Source organism: Streptomyces sp. CWNU-52B (assembly GCF_047444975.1).
GTDB lineage: Bacteria > Actinomycetota > Actinomycetes > Streptomycetales > Streptomycetaceae > Streptomyces.
Map to the genome: position 1 here is coordinate 33,431 of NZ_JBLFJV010000047.1, position 17,250 is coordinate 50,680.

At 66.2% G+C, this 17,250-nt stretch carries 16 protein-coding genes and 1 pseudogene; 11 read left to right on the plus strand and 6 right to left on the minus strand.

The annotated features are described in order from the left end of the window. Positions 1-4 precede the first annotated feature (4 nt). Both ACLVWQ_RS31405 and ACLVWQ_RS31410 read right to left on the minus strand, forming a co-directional pair. Positions 5-1,126 (minus strand): lipid II:glycine glycyltransferase FemX, encoded by a 1,122-nt coding sequence (locus ACLVWQ_RS31405; RefSeq protein ID WP_414112627.1) that lies wholly within the window; start codon positions 1,124-1,126, stop codon positions 5-7. A 318-nt stretch (positions 1,127-1,444) separates the two neighbouring features. Continuing rightward, a complete protein-coding gene (locus ACLVWQ_RS31410) occupies positions 1,445-1,759 on the minus strand; it encodes a hypothetical protein (protein ID WP_414112628.1) in 315 nt (104 codons plus the stop codon). Positions 1,760-2,032: 273 nt separating this feature from the next. Between ACLVWQ_RS31410 and rpsF the strand changes: the two genes are divergently transcribed. From rpsF to rplI, 4 genes are all read left to right on the plus strand, one after another. Further along, positions 2,033-2,323 carry a 30S ribosomal protein S6 gene (rpsF, locus tag ACLVWQ_RS31415; protein ID WP_028804085.1) on the plus strand — a complete coding sequence of 97 codons (291 nt, stop codon included), beginning with the start codon at positions 2,033-2,035 and terminating at the stop codon, positions 2,321-2,323. Positions 2,324-2,401: 78 nt separating this feature from the next. Continuing rightward, positions 2,402-3,031, plus strand: a complete 630-nt coding sequence (locus ACLVWQ_RS31420) for a single-stranded DNA-binding protein (protein ID WP_414112629.1) — start codon at positions 2,402-2,404, stop codon at positions 3,029-3,031. Positions 3,032-3,088: 57 nt separating this feature from the next. Further along, positions 3,089-3,325, plus strand: coding sequence for a 30S ribosomal protein S18 (rpsR, locus tag ACLVWQ_RS31425; RefSeq protein ID WP_003949403.1), 237 nt, complete (start codon positions 3,089-3,091; stop codon positions 3,323-3,325). Positions 3,326-3,343: 18 nt separating this feature from the next. Further along, positions 3,344-3,790 (plus strand): 50S ribosomal protein L9, encoded by a 447-nt coding sequence (gene rplI, locus ACLVWQ_RS31430; protein ID WP_414112630.1) that lies wholly within the window; start codon positions 3,344-3,346, stop codon positions 3,788-3,790. 227 nt (positions 3,791-4,017) lie between these two features. Here rplI and ACLVWQ_RS31435 read toward each other — a convergent pair whose 3' ends face one another. After that, positions 4,018-5,355 carry an MATE family efflux transporter gene (locus tag ACLVWQ_RS31435; protein WP_414112631.1) on the minus strand — a complete coding sequence of 446 codons (1,338 nt, stop codon included), beginning with the start codon at positions 5,353-5,355 and terminating at the stop codon, positions 4,018-4,020. Between the two features lie 459 nt (positions 5,356-5,814). On the opposite strand from ACLVWQ_RS31435, the gene dnaB reads away from it, so the two are divergent. The 7 genes and pseudogenes from dnaB to ACLVWQ_RS31470 form a co-directional block, all read left to right on the plus strand. After that, positions 5,815-7,293, plus strand: coding sequence for a replicative DNA helicase (gene dnaB / locus ACLVWQ_RS31440; protein ID WP_414112632.1), 1,479 nt, complete (start codon positions 5,815-5,817; stop codon positions 7,291-7,293). A gap of 224 nt (positions 7,294-7,517) precedes the next feature. Beyond that, entirely contained in the window at positions 7,518-8,216 is a 699-nt protein-coding gene (locus tag ACLVWQ_RS31445; protein ID WP_414112823.1) for a TnsA-like heteromeric transposase endonuclease subunit, read from the plus strand. Beyond that, on the plus strand, positions 8,213-10,348 hold the full coding sequence (locus tag ACLVWQ_RS31450; protein WP_414112633.1) for a transposase: 2,136 nt from the start codon (positions 8,213-8,215) through the stop codon (positions 10,346-10,348). Before ACLVWQ_RS31445 ends, ACLVWQ_RS31450 begins: the two co-directional genes overlap by 4 nt. Continuing rightward, positions 10,345-11,463, plus strand: coding sequence for an ATP-binding protein (locus tag ACLVWQ_RS31455; RefSeq protein ID WP_003949416.1), 1,119 nt, complete (start codon positions 10,345-10,347; stop codon positions 11,461-11,463). Before ACLVWQ_RS31450 ends, ACLVWQ_RS31455 begins: the two co-directional genes overlap by 4 nt. Then, complete coding sequence (locus ACLVWQ_RS31460; protein WP_414112634.1) at positions 11,460-14,132, plus strand: TniQ family protein; 2,673 nt, start codon at positions 11,460-11,462, stop codon at positions 14,130-14,132. Before ACLVWQ_RS31455 ends, ACLVWQ_RS31460 begins: the two co-directional genes overlap by 4 nt. 119 nt (positions 14,133-14,251) lie before the next feature. After that, positions 14,252-15,094, plus strand: a complete 843-nt coding sequence (locus ACLVWQ_RS31465) for a DUF6551 family protein (protein WP_248844931.1) — start codon at positions 14,252-14,254, stop codon at positions 15,092-15,094. A 15-nt stretch (positions 15,095-15,109) separates the two neighbouring features. Then, positions 15,110-15,298 (plus strand): annotated as a pseudogene (locus tag ACLVWQ_RS31470) (hypothetical protein); the annotation flags it as partial. A 165-nt stretch (positions 15,299-15,463) separates the two neighbouring features. On the opposite strand, the gene ACLVWQ_RS31475 reads toward ACLVWQ_RS31470, so the two are convergent. The 3 genes from ACLVWQ_RS31475 to ACLVWQ_RS31485 are packed head-to-tail and all read right to left on the minus strand — an operon-like array spanning position 15,464 to position 17,107. Further along, the gene (locus ACLVWQ_RS31475) at positions 15,464-15,745 is read right to left on the minus strand and encodes a hypothetical protein (protein ID WP_062025629.1); all 282 of its coding nucleotides are present in this window, start codon (positions 15,743-15,745) and stop codon (positions 15,464-15,466) included. Beyond that, entirely contained in the window at positions 15,745-16,725 is a 981-nt protein-coding gene (locus tag ACLVWQ_RS31480) for a caspase family protein (protein WP_414112635.1), read from the minus strand. Before ACLVWQ_RS31480 ends, ACLVWQ_RS31475 begins: the two co-directional genes overlap by 1 nt. A gap of 10 nt (positions 16,726-16,735) precedes the next feature. Further along, positions 16,736-17,107 carry a TIR domain-containing protein gene (locus ACLVWQ_RS31485; RefSeq protein ID WP_062025626.1) on the minus strand — a complete coding sequence of 124 codons (372 nt, stop codon included), beginning with the start codon at positions 17,105-17,107 and terminating at the stop codon, positions 16,736-16,738. Positions 17,108-17,250 lie beyond the last annotated feature (143 nt).

Here is a 17,250-nt window from a genome sequence, read left to right on the forward strand (position 1 = left end):
CGCGTCAGCGGCGCGACATGTAGATGTCGAGCGCCTTGTGGAGCAGCTTGTTGAGCGGGAAGTCCCACTCCCCGATGTATTCGGCGGCCTGCCCACCCGTACCCACTTTGAACTGGATCAGGCCGAAAAGGTGGTCCGTCTCGTCCAGCGAGTCGGAGATGCCGCGCAGGTCGTAGACGGTCGCGCCGAGCGCGTACGCGTCGCGCAGCATCCGCCACTGCATCGCGTTCGAGGGCCGGAACTCCCGCCCGATGTTGTCGGATGCGCCGTACGAGTACCAGACGTGCCCGCCGACGACCAGCATCGTGGCGGCGGACAGGTTCACCCCCTCGTGCCGGGCGAAGTACAGCCGCATGCGGTTGGGGTCCTCTGAGTTGAGAGCCGTCCACATCCGCTGGAAATACGCGAGCGGTCGGGGCCGGAAGTGGTCGCGCAGCGCCGTGATCTCGTAGAGGCGCTGCCACTCCTCCAGGTCCTGGTAGCCGCCCTGGACGACCTCGACGCCGGCCTTCTCGGCCTTCTTGATGTTGCGCCGCCAGAGCTGGTTGAAGCCCCTGTGGACGTCCTCCAGCGAACGGTTGGCCAGGGGCACCTGGTAGACGTAACGGGGCTGTACGTCGCCGAAGCCCGCCCCGCCGTCCTCGCCCTGCTGCCAGCCCATGCGGCGCAGCTTGTCGGCGACCTCGAAGGCGCGCGGTTCGATGAAGTCGGCCTCGATGTCGCGCAGGCGCTTCACGTCCGGGTCCTGGATGCCCCTCTTGATCGAGGTGGCCTCCCAGCGCCGGATGATCACCGGCGGGCCCATCTTCACGGAGAAGGCGCCCTGCTGCTTGAGGTGCGCGAGCATCGGATCCAGCCACTCGGTCAGATTCGGCGCGAACCAGTTGATGACCGGACCCTCGGGCAGATAGGCGAGGTAGCGCTTGATCTTGGGCAACTGGCGGTACAGCACCAGCCCCGCACCGACCATCTCGCCGGACCTGTCGTCGAACCATCCGAGGCTCTCGGAGCGCCACTCCGCCTTGACGTCCGCCCAGGCGGGGACCTGCATGTGGCTTGCCGCGGGCAGGCTCTGGATGTACGCCAGATGCTGCTCTCGGCTGATGGTCCTCAGGGTCAGGCTCATTCGGGGCGCTCCTCGGGCTGGTGTGTCCCCATGGATACAGGGGCTCCGGCTCTCGCGGCGAAGCCTACTGCGCCCTGGGAGCGCCTCGGCTGGCCGTATGCGTCCCGGGCCCCGACCGATACGCGGCCGGGTCACCCCGAGGTGTCGCCGTCGACGGACGGGCCCGGAGCCGGGAGGCCCGTCCGGGGACCGCCGGCTGCTGTCCGGCGCCGCCTGCGGGCGGCGGCCCGCTCCGGGCCACCGCCTCCGGGCGACTGTTCCTGGCGGCCGTCAACCGGCGCTCGTCAACCGGCGTTCGCCAACCGGTGTCGCCCGCTGTCAGCCGATGACGCCGCCGAAGAGGCCGCCGTGCGCCATGCCGAGGAAGAAACCGACGGCGGCGGCACCCAGACCCAGGATCAGCCCGAACCGTTCCCGGGTCGTCTCGGAGACGAACTGTCCGGCCGCGCCGGTGATGATCCCCACCAGCCCCGCCCATGAGCTGAGCAGATGGAGACTGTGGAACATCGCCGAGACGAAGGCCGTCACTCCGAGGATCAGGGTCACGGCGAGCAGCGTGTCCTGGAGCGGATGGGGCTTGTGGTCGGTGGCGAAGAGGGAACCGGCGGTGTTGGGTCGCAATGCCTGTGCCATGTGGCACCTCCTGCGGAAGGCGGCGCATCGTAGCGCCGTACACACCCGATGGGTACAGATTGACGGTCCCAGGCCCCTGATTTCAACCGGAAGCCGGTGAGCGGGTAGTCTGTAGCGTCTGCACCGGTGTCTGCCCAGGCCACGGCTCGGTCCCCGATCAGTTCGCTGATCGGCGGTTCGATTGTCAGTGGCTGCCGATACCGTTGCGAACGCATCAAACCCTCCTGCCACGGAACGACCGTGGCCGCTGAGTCCAAAGGAGGTGGGTTATACATGCGTCACTACGAAGTGATGGTCATCCTCGACCCCGATCTCGAAGAGCGTGCTGTCTCGCCGCTGATCGAGAACTTCCTCTCCGTCGTCCGTGAGGCGAACGGAAAGGTCGAGAAGGTCGACACCTGGGGCCGTCGTCGTCTCGCGTACGAGATCAAGAAGAAGCCCGAGGGCATCTACTCGGTCATCGACCTGCAGGCCGAGCCTGCGGTCGTGAAGGAACTCGACCGCCAGATGAACCTGAACGAGTCGGTCCTCCGGACCAAGGTCCTCCGTCCCGAGACCCACTGAGCTTTCCAGCTCAGCTGATCTCGGGCATCGAGTAGCAGCACCAAGCAGCCAGCAGCAAACCCGCCGAGAGGTTCCCCCATGGCAGGCGAGACCGTCATCACGGTCGTCGGCAATCTTGTCGACGACCCCGAGCTGCGTTTCACCCCGTCCGGTGCGGCGGTCGCGAAGTTCCGTGTCGCGTCCACTCCCCGCACCTTCGACCGGCAGACCAACGAGTGGAAGGACGGCGAAAGCCTGTTCCTGACCTGCTCGGTCTGGCGTCAGGCGGCGGAGAACGTCGCGGAGTCGCTCCAGCGAGGCATGCGCGTCGTCGTGCAGGGCCGGCTGAAGCAGCGGTCCTACGAGGACCGTGAGGGCGTCAAGCGCACGGTCTACGAGCTGGACGTCGAGGAAGTCGGCGCCAGCCTGAAGAACGCCACGGCCAAGGTCACCAAGACCACCGGCCGAGGCGGCCAGGGCGGTTACAGCGGCGGCGGCGGTGGCGGCGGCCAGCAGGGCGGCGGCTGGGGCGGAGGCTCCGGCGGCGGTCAGCAGCAGGGCGGCGGCGGTGCTCCCGCCGACGACCCCTGGGCGACCAGCGCTCCTGCCGGCGGCAGCCCGGCCGGTGGCGGTGGCGGTGGCGGCTGGGGCGGAAGCTCCGGCGGCTCCGGTGGTGCCGGCGGTTCCGGTGGCTCCGGTGGCGGCTACTCGGACGAGCCCCCCTTCTAGGCCCAGCGCCGAAGGTGGGCCGTACCCACACTTCTTGATCACACAGGAGAGACACACATGGCGAAGCCGCCTGTGCGCAAGCCGAAGAAGAAGGTCTGCGCATTCTGCAAGGACAAGGTCACGTACGTGGACTACAAGGACACGAACATGCTGCGGAAGTTCATTTCCGACCGCGGCAAGATCCGTGCCCGCCGCGTGACCGGCAACTGCACTCAGCACCAGCGTGACGTCGCCACGGCCGTGAAGAACAGCCGTGAGATGGCGCTGCTGCCCTACACCTCCACCGCGCGATAAGGGAAGGGTGACCGACACATGAAGATCATCCTCACCCACGAGGTCACTGGCCTCGGTGCCGCGGGCGACGTCGTCGACGTCAAGGACGGCTACGCTCGCAACTACCTGATCCCGCGGAGCTTCGCTATCCGCTGGACCAAGGGTGGCGAGAAGGACGTCGAGCAGATCCGTCGTGCTCGCAAGATCCACGAGATCGCGACGATCGAGCAGGCCAACGAGATCAAGGCCCGCCTCGAGGGCGTCAAGGTCCGCCTGGCCGTCCGCTCCGGCGACGCCGGTCGACTCTTCGGTTCCGTCACCCCGGCCGACGTCGCTTCGGCGATCAAGGCTTCCGGTGGCCCCGAGGTCGACAAGCGCCGCATCGAGCTGGGCACGCCGATCAAGACGCTGGGCGCTCACGAGACGTCCGTGCGTCTGCACCCCGAGGTGGCCGCCAAGGTCAACATCGAGGTTGTCGCAGCCTGATCGCTGCGCTCGGCAGAGCTGAGAGAAGGGCCGCACCCCGCGTGGGTGCGGCCCTTCTTGGTTCTCGCTGTCTGTCTCGGTCTTCTGTGTCGGTCTTCTGTGTCGGTTTTCTTCGCCGGCCTGATTCCGAGCTCCGTTTCACGTGAAACAGAGCTGCTGAGGTGCTGAGGTGCTGAGGTGCTGAGGTGCGCGACGTTTCACGTGAAACCGTCAGCGCGTGGAAACCGTCAGCGCGTGGCGCCCGTGACGATCCAGCGCCCCGAGCGGGTACGCAGCCACAGGGTCAGCATGCGCACGGTCATCATGAGGGTCATCGCGGCCCAGACAGCGGTGAGCCCGCCGCCGAAGGCAGGGACGAGCAGCGCCACCGGAGCGAAGACCGCCAGGGTGAGCAGCATGGCCCGTGCGAGGTAGGGGCCATCCCCCGCGCCCATGAGTACGCCGTCCAGGACGTAGACGACGCCACAGATCGGCTGGGAGAGCGCCACCAGGAGCAGAGCGGGCAGTGCGATGCCGTGGACGGCCGAGTCGCTGGTGAACAGCGGCAGGAAGAGAGGGCGTCCGGCGATCACCAGAGCCCCGAGTACGACACCGACGGCGACGCCCCACTCCACCATGCGGCGGCAGGCCTCACGGGCTCCCTGGGTGTCGCCCGCGCCGAGATAGCGCCCGATGATGGCCTGCCCCGCGATGGCGATGGCGTCGAGCGCGAAGGCGAGCAGGCTCCACAGGGACAGAATGATCTGGTGGGCCGCGATGTCGGCGTCTCCGAGGCGGGCTGCGACGGCGGTGGCGATCATCAGGATCGCGCGCAGCGAGAGGGTACGGACGAGCAGCGGCGCACCGGCCTGGGCACAGGCGCGTATCCCGGCGGCGTCCGGCCGCAGGGACGCTCCGTGTCTGCGCGCACCGCGGACCACCACGAAGAGATAGGCCGCGGCCATCCCGAGCTGGGCGATGACGGTGCCCCAGGCGGAGCCGGCGATGCCGAGATCCGCGCCGTAGACGAGTCCCACGTTCAGGGCGGCGTTGGCGACGAAGCCTGCGATCGCCACATAGAGCGGTGTCCTCGTGTCCTGCAGGCCACGCAGAACGCCGGTGGCGGCGAGGACGACGAGCATGGCGGGGATGCCGAGCGTCGAGATGCGCAGATACGTGATCGCGTAGGGGGCCGCGGTGTCCGAGGTGCCGAAGAGTTCCACCAGCGCGGGTGCGGTGGGCAGAACGACGGCGATGACACCGGCGCCGAGCAGCAGGGCGAGCCAGATGCCGTCCATGCCCTGTCGGATGGCGGCCTGGAGATCTCCGGCGCCGACCCGGCGGGCGACCGCGGCCGTCGTGGCGTACGCGAGGAAGACGAAGATGCTGACGGCGGTGGCGAGGAGGGCGGAGGCGACTCCGAGGCCGGCGAGTTGTGCTGTGCCGAGGTGGCCGACGATGGCGGTGTCGGCCATGAGGAAAAGAGGCTCGGCGATGAGCGCGCCGAAGGCCGGAACGGCCAGCGCGACGATCTCTCGGTCGTGCCGACGCCGGGTGGCCTTGGAAGCCGCGGGAGCCTGTGTCATGCACATCAATCTAATCTTCCACAGGTAAGAGATGCAACTATCAAGTGACCCTTACTGGCAAACTCGTGCGACGCCCCGCGGCGGGCCATTCGCGTCGATCTTGGTCCGAGTGTGAAAGTTTTTCTTCTGCACAGCCGGTGGACGGGATAGGTGCAGGTCAAAGGCGGTGCGCGAAACGGGCTGAGTGCTTGTTCACAGGACTGTCCACCGGCTCGTGCACAGGTTTTGCCGAGTTCTCCACAGCATCCGGGCCGTCGTCCACATGGCCTGTGGATAACCAGATTGGCTGACGGTGCCCGCGGGCCTAACGTGGGGCGGCACCCTCTCCCTCCTCCGTCCTCGGAAACCTCGCAAAACCGACGCGCGAGAACCGGAGTTGGGTGGTCGATTTGTCAGTGTCGTGCCGTAGGAATGAAGTGCACGGCGAGGTCCGCTCGGCGGACGGGAGGAGGTGGCCCGGTGAGTATTTCCGAGCCCTTGGACGACCCCTGGGCCGACAGCGGTCCCAGTGACCGTCTGCCCGCCTCCCGTCAGCGCCGTGACGGTGGCGGGAGGAACCGGGAGGACCAGCACGACCGCGGTTCGGACAGCGGTGCCTGGGACAGCGCGGGTTCGTCCTTCGAACGCGTTCCGCCGCAGGACCTCGACGCGGAACAGTCCGTCCTCGGCGGCATGTTGCTCTCGAAGGACGCCATCGCCGATGTCGTCGAGGTGCTCAAGGGCCACGACTTCTACCGGCCCGCCCACGAGACCGTCTACGGCGCGATCCTCGACCTCTACGCCAAGGGGGAGCCGGCCGACCCGATCACGGTCGCCGCCGAGCTCACCAAGCGCGGCGAGATCACCAAGGTCGGCGGCGCATCGTATCTGCACACCCTGGTCCAGACGGTCCCGACCGCGGCCAACGCCGAGTACTACGCGGAGATCGTCCATGAACGGGCGGTTCTGCGCCGCCTGGTCGAGGCAGGCACCCGCATCACACAAATGGGTTACGCGGCCGACGGCGACGTGGACGAGATCGTCAACAGCGCCCAGGCGGAGATCTACGCGGTCACCGAGCAGCGCACGACCGAGGACTATCTGCCGCTCGGCGACATCATGGAGGGCGCGCTCGACGAGATCGAGGCGATCGGTTCGCGGTCGGGCGAGATGACCGGTGTGCCGACCGGCTTCACCGATCTCGACCAGCTCACGAACGGGCTGCACCCCGGGCAGATGATCATCATCGCGGCGCGTCCCGCCATGGGTAAGTCGACGCTCGCGCTGGACTTCGCCCGGACCTGCTCGATCAAGCACAACATGCCGAGTGTGATCTTCTCGCTCGAAATGGGCCGCAACGAGATCGCCATGCGTCTGCTGTCCGCCGAGGCGCGCGTGGCCCTGCACCACATGCGGTCCGGCACGATGACCGACGAGGACTGGACGCGGCTCGCGCGCCGGATGCCCGACGTCTCGGCCGCTCCCCTCTACATCGACGACTCCCCGAACCTGTCGATGATGGAGATCCGGGCCAAGTGCCGCCGCCTCAAGCAGCGCGCCGACCTGAAGCTCGTCATCATCGACTACCTGCAGCTGATGCAGTCGGGCGGCAAGCGCTCCGAGAGCCGCCAGCAGGAAGTCTCGGACATGTCGCGAAACCTGAAACTGCTGGCCAAGGAGCTGGAGTTGCCGGTCATCGCGCTGTCCCAGCTGAACCGTGGCCCCGAACAGCGCACGGACAAGAAGCCCATGGTCTCCGACCTGCGTGAATCAGGATCCATCGAGCAGGACGCGGACATGGTGATCCTGCTGCACCGCGAGGACGCCTACGAGAAGGAGTCACCGCGCGCAGGCGAGGCGGACATCATCGTGGGCAAGCACCGAAACGGCCCGACGGCCACCATCACGGTCGCTTTCCAGGGCCACTACTCGCGCTTCGTGGACATGGCACAGACGTGATGTCCGCCCGTGTAGGGTCTCAAATTTCGCGGCACAATCTCAGCTCCGATGGCATATCGGCGGCACTTATGCCGTCTCCGTGAGACTTGCTGGTCGAGGCCGTCACCTTTTCGAGTGACGGGGGCTCTGGAGCATTCCGCCCGACGACGCGGCGCTGACACCCTTGCCTACGTGGGCTATTGCCCGTGGGCTGGGGGTGTGGGGTGGACAGTGCGGCTGTGACGGTGAGCGTTCGTCGGCCAGATGGCCCTCCCGCCGAGGACGAAGAGTGGGACGTGGCGCCCATCGGCCTCTTGCAGTCGGCTCAGCCCTGGCGGACGTTCCGTTGGTACAAGGGCCAGAAGCACTACTCGGGCACGTACTGGTCGGCGACTATGCGCGATCACGTGATCTACGAGTCGCGACTGGAGCTGTCGCGGTTGCTCTTCGCTGATTTCGATCGGTCCGTACGCGGCATCGTGGCCCAGCCCTTCTTGCTGAAGACAGTGCTGGAGGGGAAGGTCCGGAAGCACGTCCCGGACTATCTCCTGCTCACCGGGCAGGTCCCGGTGGTCGTCGACGTCAAGCCGCTGCACCGGTTGTCCAAGCCGGAGGTGGAGTTCACCTTTGGCTGGACTCGGCGGGCGGTGGAGTCGCGGGGATGGAAGTACGAAGTCTGGAGCGAGCGTCCGACCGTGGAGCTGGAGAACATCCGGTTCCTGGCGGGCTATCGAAGGGACTGGTTGTTCAGCCCCAAGGTTCTGGATGAGCTGCGGGGAGCTGACCTCGATGGTGTCTCTTTGGGGCAGGCTACGTGCTGTCTGTCGGATCGCCCGGAGCCTCAAGTGCGGTCTGCCATCCATCATTTGCTTTGGACGCAGTCTCTCGTTACTGATCTCGATCTACCACTCAGCCCTTCGCATGTTCTGAGGAGGTCGGTGTGAGCAGAGCAGGGGCTCGGGTCGGGGTCGGTACGCGTTTCTGCTACGACGGCGAGACCGTCGAGGTAGTGGAGATGGCCGCGACCACTGCGGGCAACGAAGTGGTCCTGAAGGACGCCCGCGGGCGACTTCTGCGGCTGTCGCTCAAGGAACTGCTGTTCTCAGACCGCGTCGCCATCAGTCCCGACGGTCCGGGACCGTCGGCAGACGACGAGGGCGAGATCGCATCCGTCGTCCTTGGGCAGCTCGACGAGGCAGAGAAGAGGAAGGTCCTTGATCGGGCTGAGCATGTCCGCGAGGTGTTGACGGGCTACCGGTCCGGCAGCCCAGAACTCGCGCGTGCTGGCGAACCTCGCTCCGAGTACTCGCCGGAGAGACCGTTGGAGGCCAGGTACGCGTCGAAGATCGCCGAGCTTGGAATCGGCCTGCGCACCTTGAAGCGCTGGATCGCCGAATTCCGGGAGCGTGGAGAGGCTGGGCTTGCTCCCAAGAAGGGACCGGCCAGGAGGTCGGAGATCGCGGCCGATGAGCGGTGGGTGGAGACCGCGTTGGAAGTGATGGTCGAGCACACAGATCAGTCGAAGCCGTCGCGCACGTTGGTGATCGAGCGGACCCGTGCCCGGGTGATCGCGCGGTTCGGACCAGATGCGGTGAAGATGCCGAGCCGGGCGACGGCGTTCCGGTTGTTGGAGGAGTTGGAGCGGCGGCATCCGCTGTTTCGGCTGAGTACGAAGCGGAACCGGGATATCGCGGGGCGTCCGGAGGGTCCGTACGGGAAGCTGCGGCCGACGCGGCCGGGTGAGTACTTGCTGATGGACTCCACTCGGCTGGATGTGTTCGGGTTCGATCCGTTCACACTGAAGTGGGTGCAGGCCGAGCTGACGGTCGCGATGGACTGGTACACCCGCTGCATCACCGGCATCCGGATCACACCGGTCTCCACGAAAGCGGTGGACGTCAGCGCGGTGCTTTTTCAGTCGTTCCGGCCCTGCCCTGCGGGGCGGGACTGGCCGCGCCACGCGGTCTGGCCCGAGCACGGGATTCCCCGCACGGTCCTGGTCGACGTCGACGGGGCCGAAGGCCCGGGGCTCGCGTCTCCTCCGTTGGTTCCCGAGACGCTGGTCGTCGATCACGGCAAGGTCTATGTCTCGGAACATCTGACCAGCGTCTGCCGTCGGATGGGCATCTCGATCCAGCCTGCCCGGCTGCGAACAGGACGTGACAAAGGGCCGGTTGAGCGCTATTTCCGCACCCTGCGCGAGGGGTTGTTGCAGGTACTGCCGGGCTACAAGGGCCCTGACATCCATTCCCGGGGCGAGAGGCCGGAGGACGACGCGTTCTTCTTCCTCGACGAGTTGGAGGCCATCGTCCGGCAGTGGACGGCGACGGTCTACCACTGCCGGCCCCACGCGGGTCTGGTCGATCCGGGGGTGCCGGGGCTGCGGATGTCTCCGGCGAAGATGTTCGAGCACGGCATGGCGCGGTCCGGCTACATCGAGGTCCCCCGTGACCGGGACCTTGCCTTCGAGTTCCTGCAGACGAAGTGGCGCACGGTCCAGCACTACGGCGTCGAGATCGGCCGCCGACGCTACAGCGGTCCTGGCCTGCCGGAGGCGGGTCTGCGCAGCCCCTACGACGGCCCGGTGAAGAACGGCTGGCCGTTCCAGGTGGACCCGGACGACATCACCCGGATCTACTTCCGCAACCCCTCGACCCGCGTCTGGCACACCCTGACGTGGGAACACGCGCCGTCGGCGCGGATGCCGCTGAGCGAGGACGCACTGGTCTTCGCCCGGCAGCTGGCCGCTGAGAAGTACCGCTTCCCCGATGACCGACTCGCCGTCGCTGATCTGTTGGAGCGGTGGAACCTCGGGCTAGGCACCACCCGCGCAGAGCGGCGCATGGTCCTGCGGCTCTCGCGTGAGCAGGCCGCCATCGAACTTCCTCCGACCGAGGAGGAGACGGTCGTCTCCCTTCCGTCCGTACGCAAAGCCCTCGGCCAGCCCGAAGTCGCGGAGGAGCCGGTGGAAGAACCGCGGTCGGAGAGCGTCGAGATGGGCGATGACGACGACGCAGATCTGGAAGATCTCGCCGCTGAGGACGACTTCTACGCCGACGCTCTGGAGGATGTGTGAGCACGGCCAGCCCGCCGGGCCTGGGCAATCTTGCCCTGTCGCGCAAGGAGGACTGGAAGGCGTTCGCCGAGACTCCGCGCCGGATCCAGCCCGAACAACTGACCCGCCGTCAGGTGAAGGCCCTGGGCGAGGAGGCGAGAGTTGAGCGTGATCGGCTGCTGCGGGAGTGGCATGCCAACCTGGGGCCGATCAAGACGCCGCAGCTGGCGGAACTGCACGACGACTTGTGGGACATCGTCGACAGCAACGTGCAGGACGGCGACAAGGCGAAGGGCGCCGTGGCGGTCGACGCTTTCCCCGGACTGGGGAAGACCACCTCGGTGCTGGCCTTCCTCGGCGAGTTCCATCGGAGGGAGATCGCTGAGCGGGGTGCCTTCACCGCGGCGGGCAATGAGCGCCTGCCGGTCTGCCGGGTCGGGCTGACCGGCAACACCGGGATGAAGGATCTCAACCGGTCCCTGCTGGAGTTCTTCGGCCATCCCGGGCGCAACCGCGGGACCACCGCCCAGTTCGGCCAGCGGGCCCTGGACTGCGTGGTGTCCTGCGAGGTCCGCCTCCTCGCGCTCGATGACCTGCACTTCCTGAAGTGGAATCAGAAGAACGGCATCGAGGTCAGCAACCACCTCAAGTGGATCGCCAACGAGTTCCCGGTGACGCTCGTGATGATCGGCGTGGGCCTCGCCGGGAAGGGTCTGTTCAGCGAGGGCGACAGCAGACGGGATACGGCACTGGCGCAGACCGGGCGTCGCACCACCCGGCTGGGCATGCGGCCTTTCACGATCGAGTCCGAGGCCGGCAGGCGGGAATGGCGGCAGATGCTGCTGGCCCTTGAACAGCGCGTCGTCCTGGCCGACAAGCATCCCGGGATGCTCGCGGACGATCTCTCCGACTACCTTTTTGCCCGCAGTACCGGTCACATCGGCTCCCTTATGACACTGATCAACCGGGGCTGCCAGCGGGCGGTCCGCAACGGTGCCGAACGCCTCAGCCGCGATTTGCTCGACGGGGTGAAGAACGATGAGGCATCCGAGGTGGCCCGCAAGGAGCTCGAAGCGGCTCTGGAGAAACGGCAGCTGACGAGCCGTCCGCGATCTCGGCGTCGGCCGGCGGCATGACCGACAGCGTCCGGACCCTGCCGATTCGGATGCCGCCCCTGGCAGGCGAGGCGCTCGATTCCTGGTTGGAGGCGTTGGCCGGGAGACTGGATGCCCAGCTCGGCGAGGTGCTGCGGCATCTGGGACTTCCGGTCAGGGACCGGTCGGGGAATCACCTGCGGGGCATTCCTTCGGACTGGACGATTCTGCTCAACGAGCATCAGATCGCGGCCATCACGCGCGCGAGCGGGCTGGACGAGCAGATCGTCAGGGGCATGACGCTCGCCCACTTCGACTCACGGGCCGTGAGTATCAATTTCGAGCGGCGGTACGTGAACCGCCGTGTCCTCTGGGGCCGCGGCAGTGGCTCGCGGTTCTGCCCCGACTGCCTGCGGGAGACCGGCGGCCGCTGGCAGTTGTTCTGGCGTCTGGGCTGGGCTTTCGCCTGTCCTCGCCATGGCTGTCTATTGGCGGACTGCTGCCCTCAGTGCGAGCGCATCCCTCGTCAGCGGCCTCGTTCCGGGCGGGTGGTTCCCCACTTGGGAGTCTGCGGCAATCCAGCTGCCAATGACGACAGCCTCGTATCCGGTGGCTGCGGCTTCGATCTTTCGCAGACCCGTACGCTCCGACTGCCTGCGGCGCATCCCGTGCTCGGGGCCCAGGAGATGCTGATGAACGTCATTGAGACGGACATCGCAGACTTCGGTGCCTACGCACTCGACCCGCAGCCGTCCCGGGCAGCATTGGCCGACGTCCGGGCGATCGGCGGGCGAGTGTTGGCAGACCTGCCCGCACACGACATCAGGAGCCTGGTGCCGGCGGACATCGCCGAGCACTACTACACCGTCGATCCCGGCTCCCCACTCGCCCGGAGAGCGGTCGAACGGCCCGGCTTCATGGCCCCACCGCGGGCCGTGAGTACGGCCGTCGCGGTGAGTATCGCCCTGCGTGTTCTCGGACAATCCGATGTCCACCGGGCGGGGACCGAGTTGCGTGGCCTGCTGGAGGCGATGCGTGAGGAGCTATGGCAAATCAGCGCCACCAGCATCGACAGCTGGGGACGTGGCCTGAGTCCCGTCCTGGGCGCGGTGAATCTTGCCGCCCTCGCCCCCTCGCTCCGACCCAGCGAACATCTCCGCTACTGCACCCCCACCGCCATGCCCCGGTTCCCGAAGAGGACGGTCCGGGAGATCGAAGATCGGGCATGGAAGGTTCCCAGCATGTTCTGGCCGTCCTGGACGGTTCGGCTCACCCCTCCCGACGGCGTCTACCCCCGCATCCTTGCTCCGGTCCTGGCCGCCGCCCTGCTGGTCGTCGACAGCAAGGTCCGCCTGGAGGATGCCGCTGAGCATCTCGGTTCGGTCACCGACAGCATCGGTATTTCCCGCATCCTTCAGATGCTGGACGACCAGCCGCATTGGTCGGACTCCGTTGCCGCACTGGTCCGACTCTCTGATCACCTCGATGCGACCGAGGTTCCCATCGACTACCAGCGGCGGCGCCGTCTGGACTACTCCCAGTTGCTGCCGCACGAGCATTGGCGGGACATCTGCCGCCGCACCGGCGCACTGCCCGGAAACGGACTCCGCGAGCGCGTCGTCCGCTGCCAGCTGTTCCAGCGAATCAGTGGCCTTCCCGCCGAATCCGCCCCCGATCACTCCAGCATCAACGAGGCACGGTTCAGGGCCGAGGCAGCCCGCTTCGCCACCATCCAAACCCCAGATTTGGCCCAGGCGTTGGCTGAGGAAGCCCGCACCTTCCTCGCCGCCCACGGCATTCACGACGAGCCGGTGACCTGGCAGCCGCCCCTGACCTTGCTGAGCGGACTCGCTCTGCCGGGACCTGATCTGGACGGCATCGATGTTGCTCAGTTGCACCAGTTCGTCCGGCAGCACAAGAGCCCGGTCCGGCATGCGGCCGAGACCTTCGGCACCAACATCGAGGTCATCCGCCTCGTGCTGGATGAACAACCCGCCCCGGCTCTCCCACCGACCGAGACCATCGCCAAGGCGACCGGCCTCATCCGTTTCAAAGCAAGTCAGGAAGTGCCAAAGGAGACCTTCACCAGCCTCTACCTGGATGAACACCGCTCGCTTCAGCAGATCGCCGAACACACCGGCTTCTCCCGCCAGACTCTGTCAGCCCTCGCCCGCGAGTACGGCATCCCGATCCGTGACGGACCCCAGGACTACAAGCGTCGCGGAACCATCGAACGGGCCTGGCTCATCGAGCAATACGTCGTCCGCCGGCGCACCCTTCCCGACCTCGCCCGCGAGACCGGCATGAGCACCGCGAACATGGCCCGCTGGGCACACATCCACAAGATCCCTCTTCGCCCCCGCGGTGGCGGAAGCCACAAGACCGCCCTGAAGGTGACCTCACAGACAGCCAGCACCCCCGCACTTCTACGCAAGGCCCTCACCAGTGCCTTCGCCTGGCAGCGGCTCGAACGCTTCGCGGCCGCGTCGTCCTACCCCACGATCGGTGAGGCAGCCAAGGCCCTGAGCATCCACTCGTCGGCCCTGGCGATTCAGATCAATCGCCTTGAACGTGACCTCGGGAAGAGGCTGTTGAAACGTGCGGAACGTGGCCGGGCCATGAAACTGACACCCTTCGGCAAGAAGGTCGTGGCGGCCGTCCGCACGAGGTCGAGAACTGGCACCGCAATCGAGGCGATCCGACCTGCGTGAATCATAGGACCTCGCTGAATATTTTGGCCATAGAAATTTACTCAGGTCGGTAAAGTGACGTAGGCTCGGCTGTGATCGGTACTGGGCGGCCGCTACCGAACTACCGAAGTGGGGGAAGAATGGATAAGCACTACGAGTCGGTGAGGGTGGGCTCGCTCACTGTCGATCCGGCGATGGACACCAATCGTCTGTACATGCAGCGCGATGAGAACACCGCTTGGACCGGGAAGATCGCCGAGAACTGGGACGTGGAGATGCTCCTGCCGGCACTGGTCTCGAAGCGAGCCAACGGCGAGATGGTGATCATCGACGGTCAGCACAGCAACCAGGCCTGCGTCATCAAGGAGGGACCGGACTTCCACCGCGACGCGATGGTCTACGAGGGACTCACCATCCAGCAGGAGGCGAAGCTCTTCCTTGCTGCAAACAAGCACCGCAAACCGGTGAAGCCGTTCGACAACTTCCGGGTCTCGCTCACGGCAGGCGACCCCATCGCGATCCGCGTCAACAACGAGGTACAAGCTCTCGGCGAGGACCTTCAGGTAGCCGCCAGCCCGAGTGCAAACCGTGTCGGTGCTGTCCAGGCCCTGCTGGCGATGGGCAAGACGCCGGGAATGGTCAAGCGGGTGCTGACACTGGTAAGCGCGGCCTGGGGTCGGGACGCGAGCACCTGGGACAACCTGGTCCTGAGGGGTGTCGCCATGGTGCTGGACGTGCCGGGGAACTGGGAGCTAGCTGACGATGCTCGGCTGATCAAGGTTCTGAAGAAGGGCGGCGCTCCGGCGATCTGGAAGCAGAACTCGGTGCGAATGACCAAGAGCGGTGGTGGCTCATCATCCCGGTCGATGCCGATGGCACAGGCCATCGTGGGTGACTACAACATGGGACTGGATCGCGAGAAGACGCTCGTACTCGGCCGGCCCAAAAAGGCGGCGGTTTCCAGTAGTGCGGCCGCGGCATAGTCGACCCGCGCCTGCATGACGAAGGCCCGGTCCTGGTGGGGACCGGGCCTGCGCAAGGCCCTCACCGGCACCTTTGCCTCGCAGCGGCTCGAACGCTTCGCGGCCGCGTCGTTCTACCCCACGATCGGTGAGGCGGCCAAGGCCCTGAGTATCCACCCGTCAGCCCTGGTGATTCAGATCAATCACCTTGAACGTGACCTCGGAAAGACGCTGTTTGAACGTGCGGTACGTGGACGGGCCATGAAACTGACCCCCTTCGGCAAGAAGATCGTGGCGGCCGTCTGCACGAGGTCGAGCTCAAAGAGACGTCCAGACACACAGGACGCCCCCCCCAGTCGGATGCCTGGGGGGTCTCTGTCGAGGGCCATTTCAGTCGGTCAGTATCTCGATGACTGTGGGCAGGTATCGCTGCACCTGCTCGCGATCGCTCTCCTGTACCTCGGGAGCAAGTTCCTCGTAGGGGGTGCGGATCTGCTCCTCCCATCGAGAGACGAGCTCTGCGGGGATCACCAATGAGCCGTCGTCGCGACGCTCGCACTGGTCGTGCAGATACTGCTGCCAATGGGCCCAACGGTCGTGTTCGACCGCCGCGAGCCTGTCGATTGCCCGATGGTTTTCGAGCGTTTCGCGGATTCCTGCTGCATCCGACATCAGATCAAGCCCTGCTTCACGAGGGACCAGTAGTGCTGGCCTAGCACGGTTAGCTCGCACGTCTTGGAGTTCATGGCCGCGTGCCACATGTGTGGTGCGCTCACTGGGCGCACCAGGTTGACGCGCACCAGCGCCTGCAGGACTGCGAAGTCCGCATTCTTGACCGGGTCCGGCGCCGGGACCGGGGGGTCCTCGGCTCCGGTGCGCTCGGGCTCGTAGCTGGGATCCAGTTGGAGCAGGGTGGTGGGCTCCTGGAACAGCTCGACAAGCTTCTGCAGCTTCTCAAGCTCGATCGGGGCGTCGGCCTTCCGCAGCGACACGAACTCCTTGACGTTCGTCTTGAAGATCGGCCGTTGCGACCACGGGCCGAGAGACTGGTCCACGTGAGCGTAGACGCTGCCCGGCGTGACCTCGCCGACGAGGTTGGCCGCGGACCCGCTGAGGGCGTCTACGAACAGGCTTGTGAAGACGCCTGAGCCGCCCGTCTCGATCGCGTACTGATTCGCCGCCGACGCGGTAAGGATCGTGACGCCCTCGGAGATCTCTGCGACCTTAGCGGAGAGCGCGCTGCCGCCAGCTGCGCCGCTGTGGCAGCTGTCGAGGATGATCACCTTGTTCTTTGCCGGCGACTTGTTGGCGTAGCCCATGATGTCCGCGAGCGAGAGGCCATCGTGCTCGCTGGCGAAGTCGCTCGCGCAGAGGTACCCGCCGATGCCGTCGATGTAACCGTGGCCCGAGAAGTACAGCAGCGCGACCTCTGCATCATCCCGGAAGAGCTGCTCGATCGCTTCGCGCAGTTCGGCGCGAGTGACGTCCGATCCCGGGCCGGTGCTCGTCATGAGGTTCGGTTGCGCGAAATTGCGAGTGCCGTCGGCATTGCGCTCCAAGGTCGTCTTGACGCTGTGCGCGTCGTTGACCGCGCCAGTGAGCGAGCCGATGTTCTCGTAATAGTCGATTCCAACGATAAGGGCTTTACGCATCGTGTCTACCTCAGAGCGAGTCGATGAACGAGGAGATGTTCGCGTCGCTCCAAACGACAGTCGCTACGCCGGCGAGCTGCGTCCGGTCATCGCTATACGCCCAGATCCCACGGATCTTCTTGCCCTCCTCCTTCGCGCACTTGATCTCCCACTCCTGCCCCTCCGACGTCAGCGAATTCTTGCTCACCAGCACGATCACGCCGTCGGAGCGCCGGATGCGGGTGCGGACCTTGTCCTTCCACCCGGACTCGTAGGCCTCCTTGACTGACATGTCGATGAACTCGTACGGCGCGCGCGGGCTGAGAGACTGCCCCTTGAGGAAGTCCCTCTGCCGCTCGTCCTCGATCGCGAACGCAACGAAAACGACCTTCTTGTCGGCCATGCCTGACACTCCTACCCGCTTGAGCCGGGCCGATCTTCGGCCGCGTTTGAAGCCCACGAGAAGCCTATTGGCGACCCCGACACTATTGCCAACTTCAGTCGACAGGTCGACAGATGCGCGCCGTGGAGGCTGGAGCATGGCCG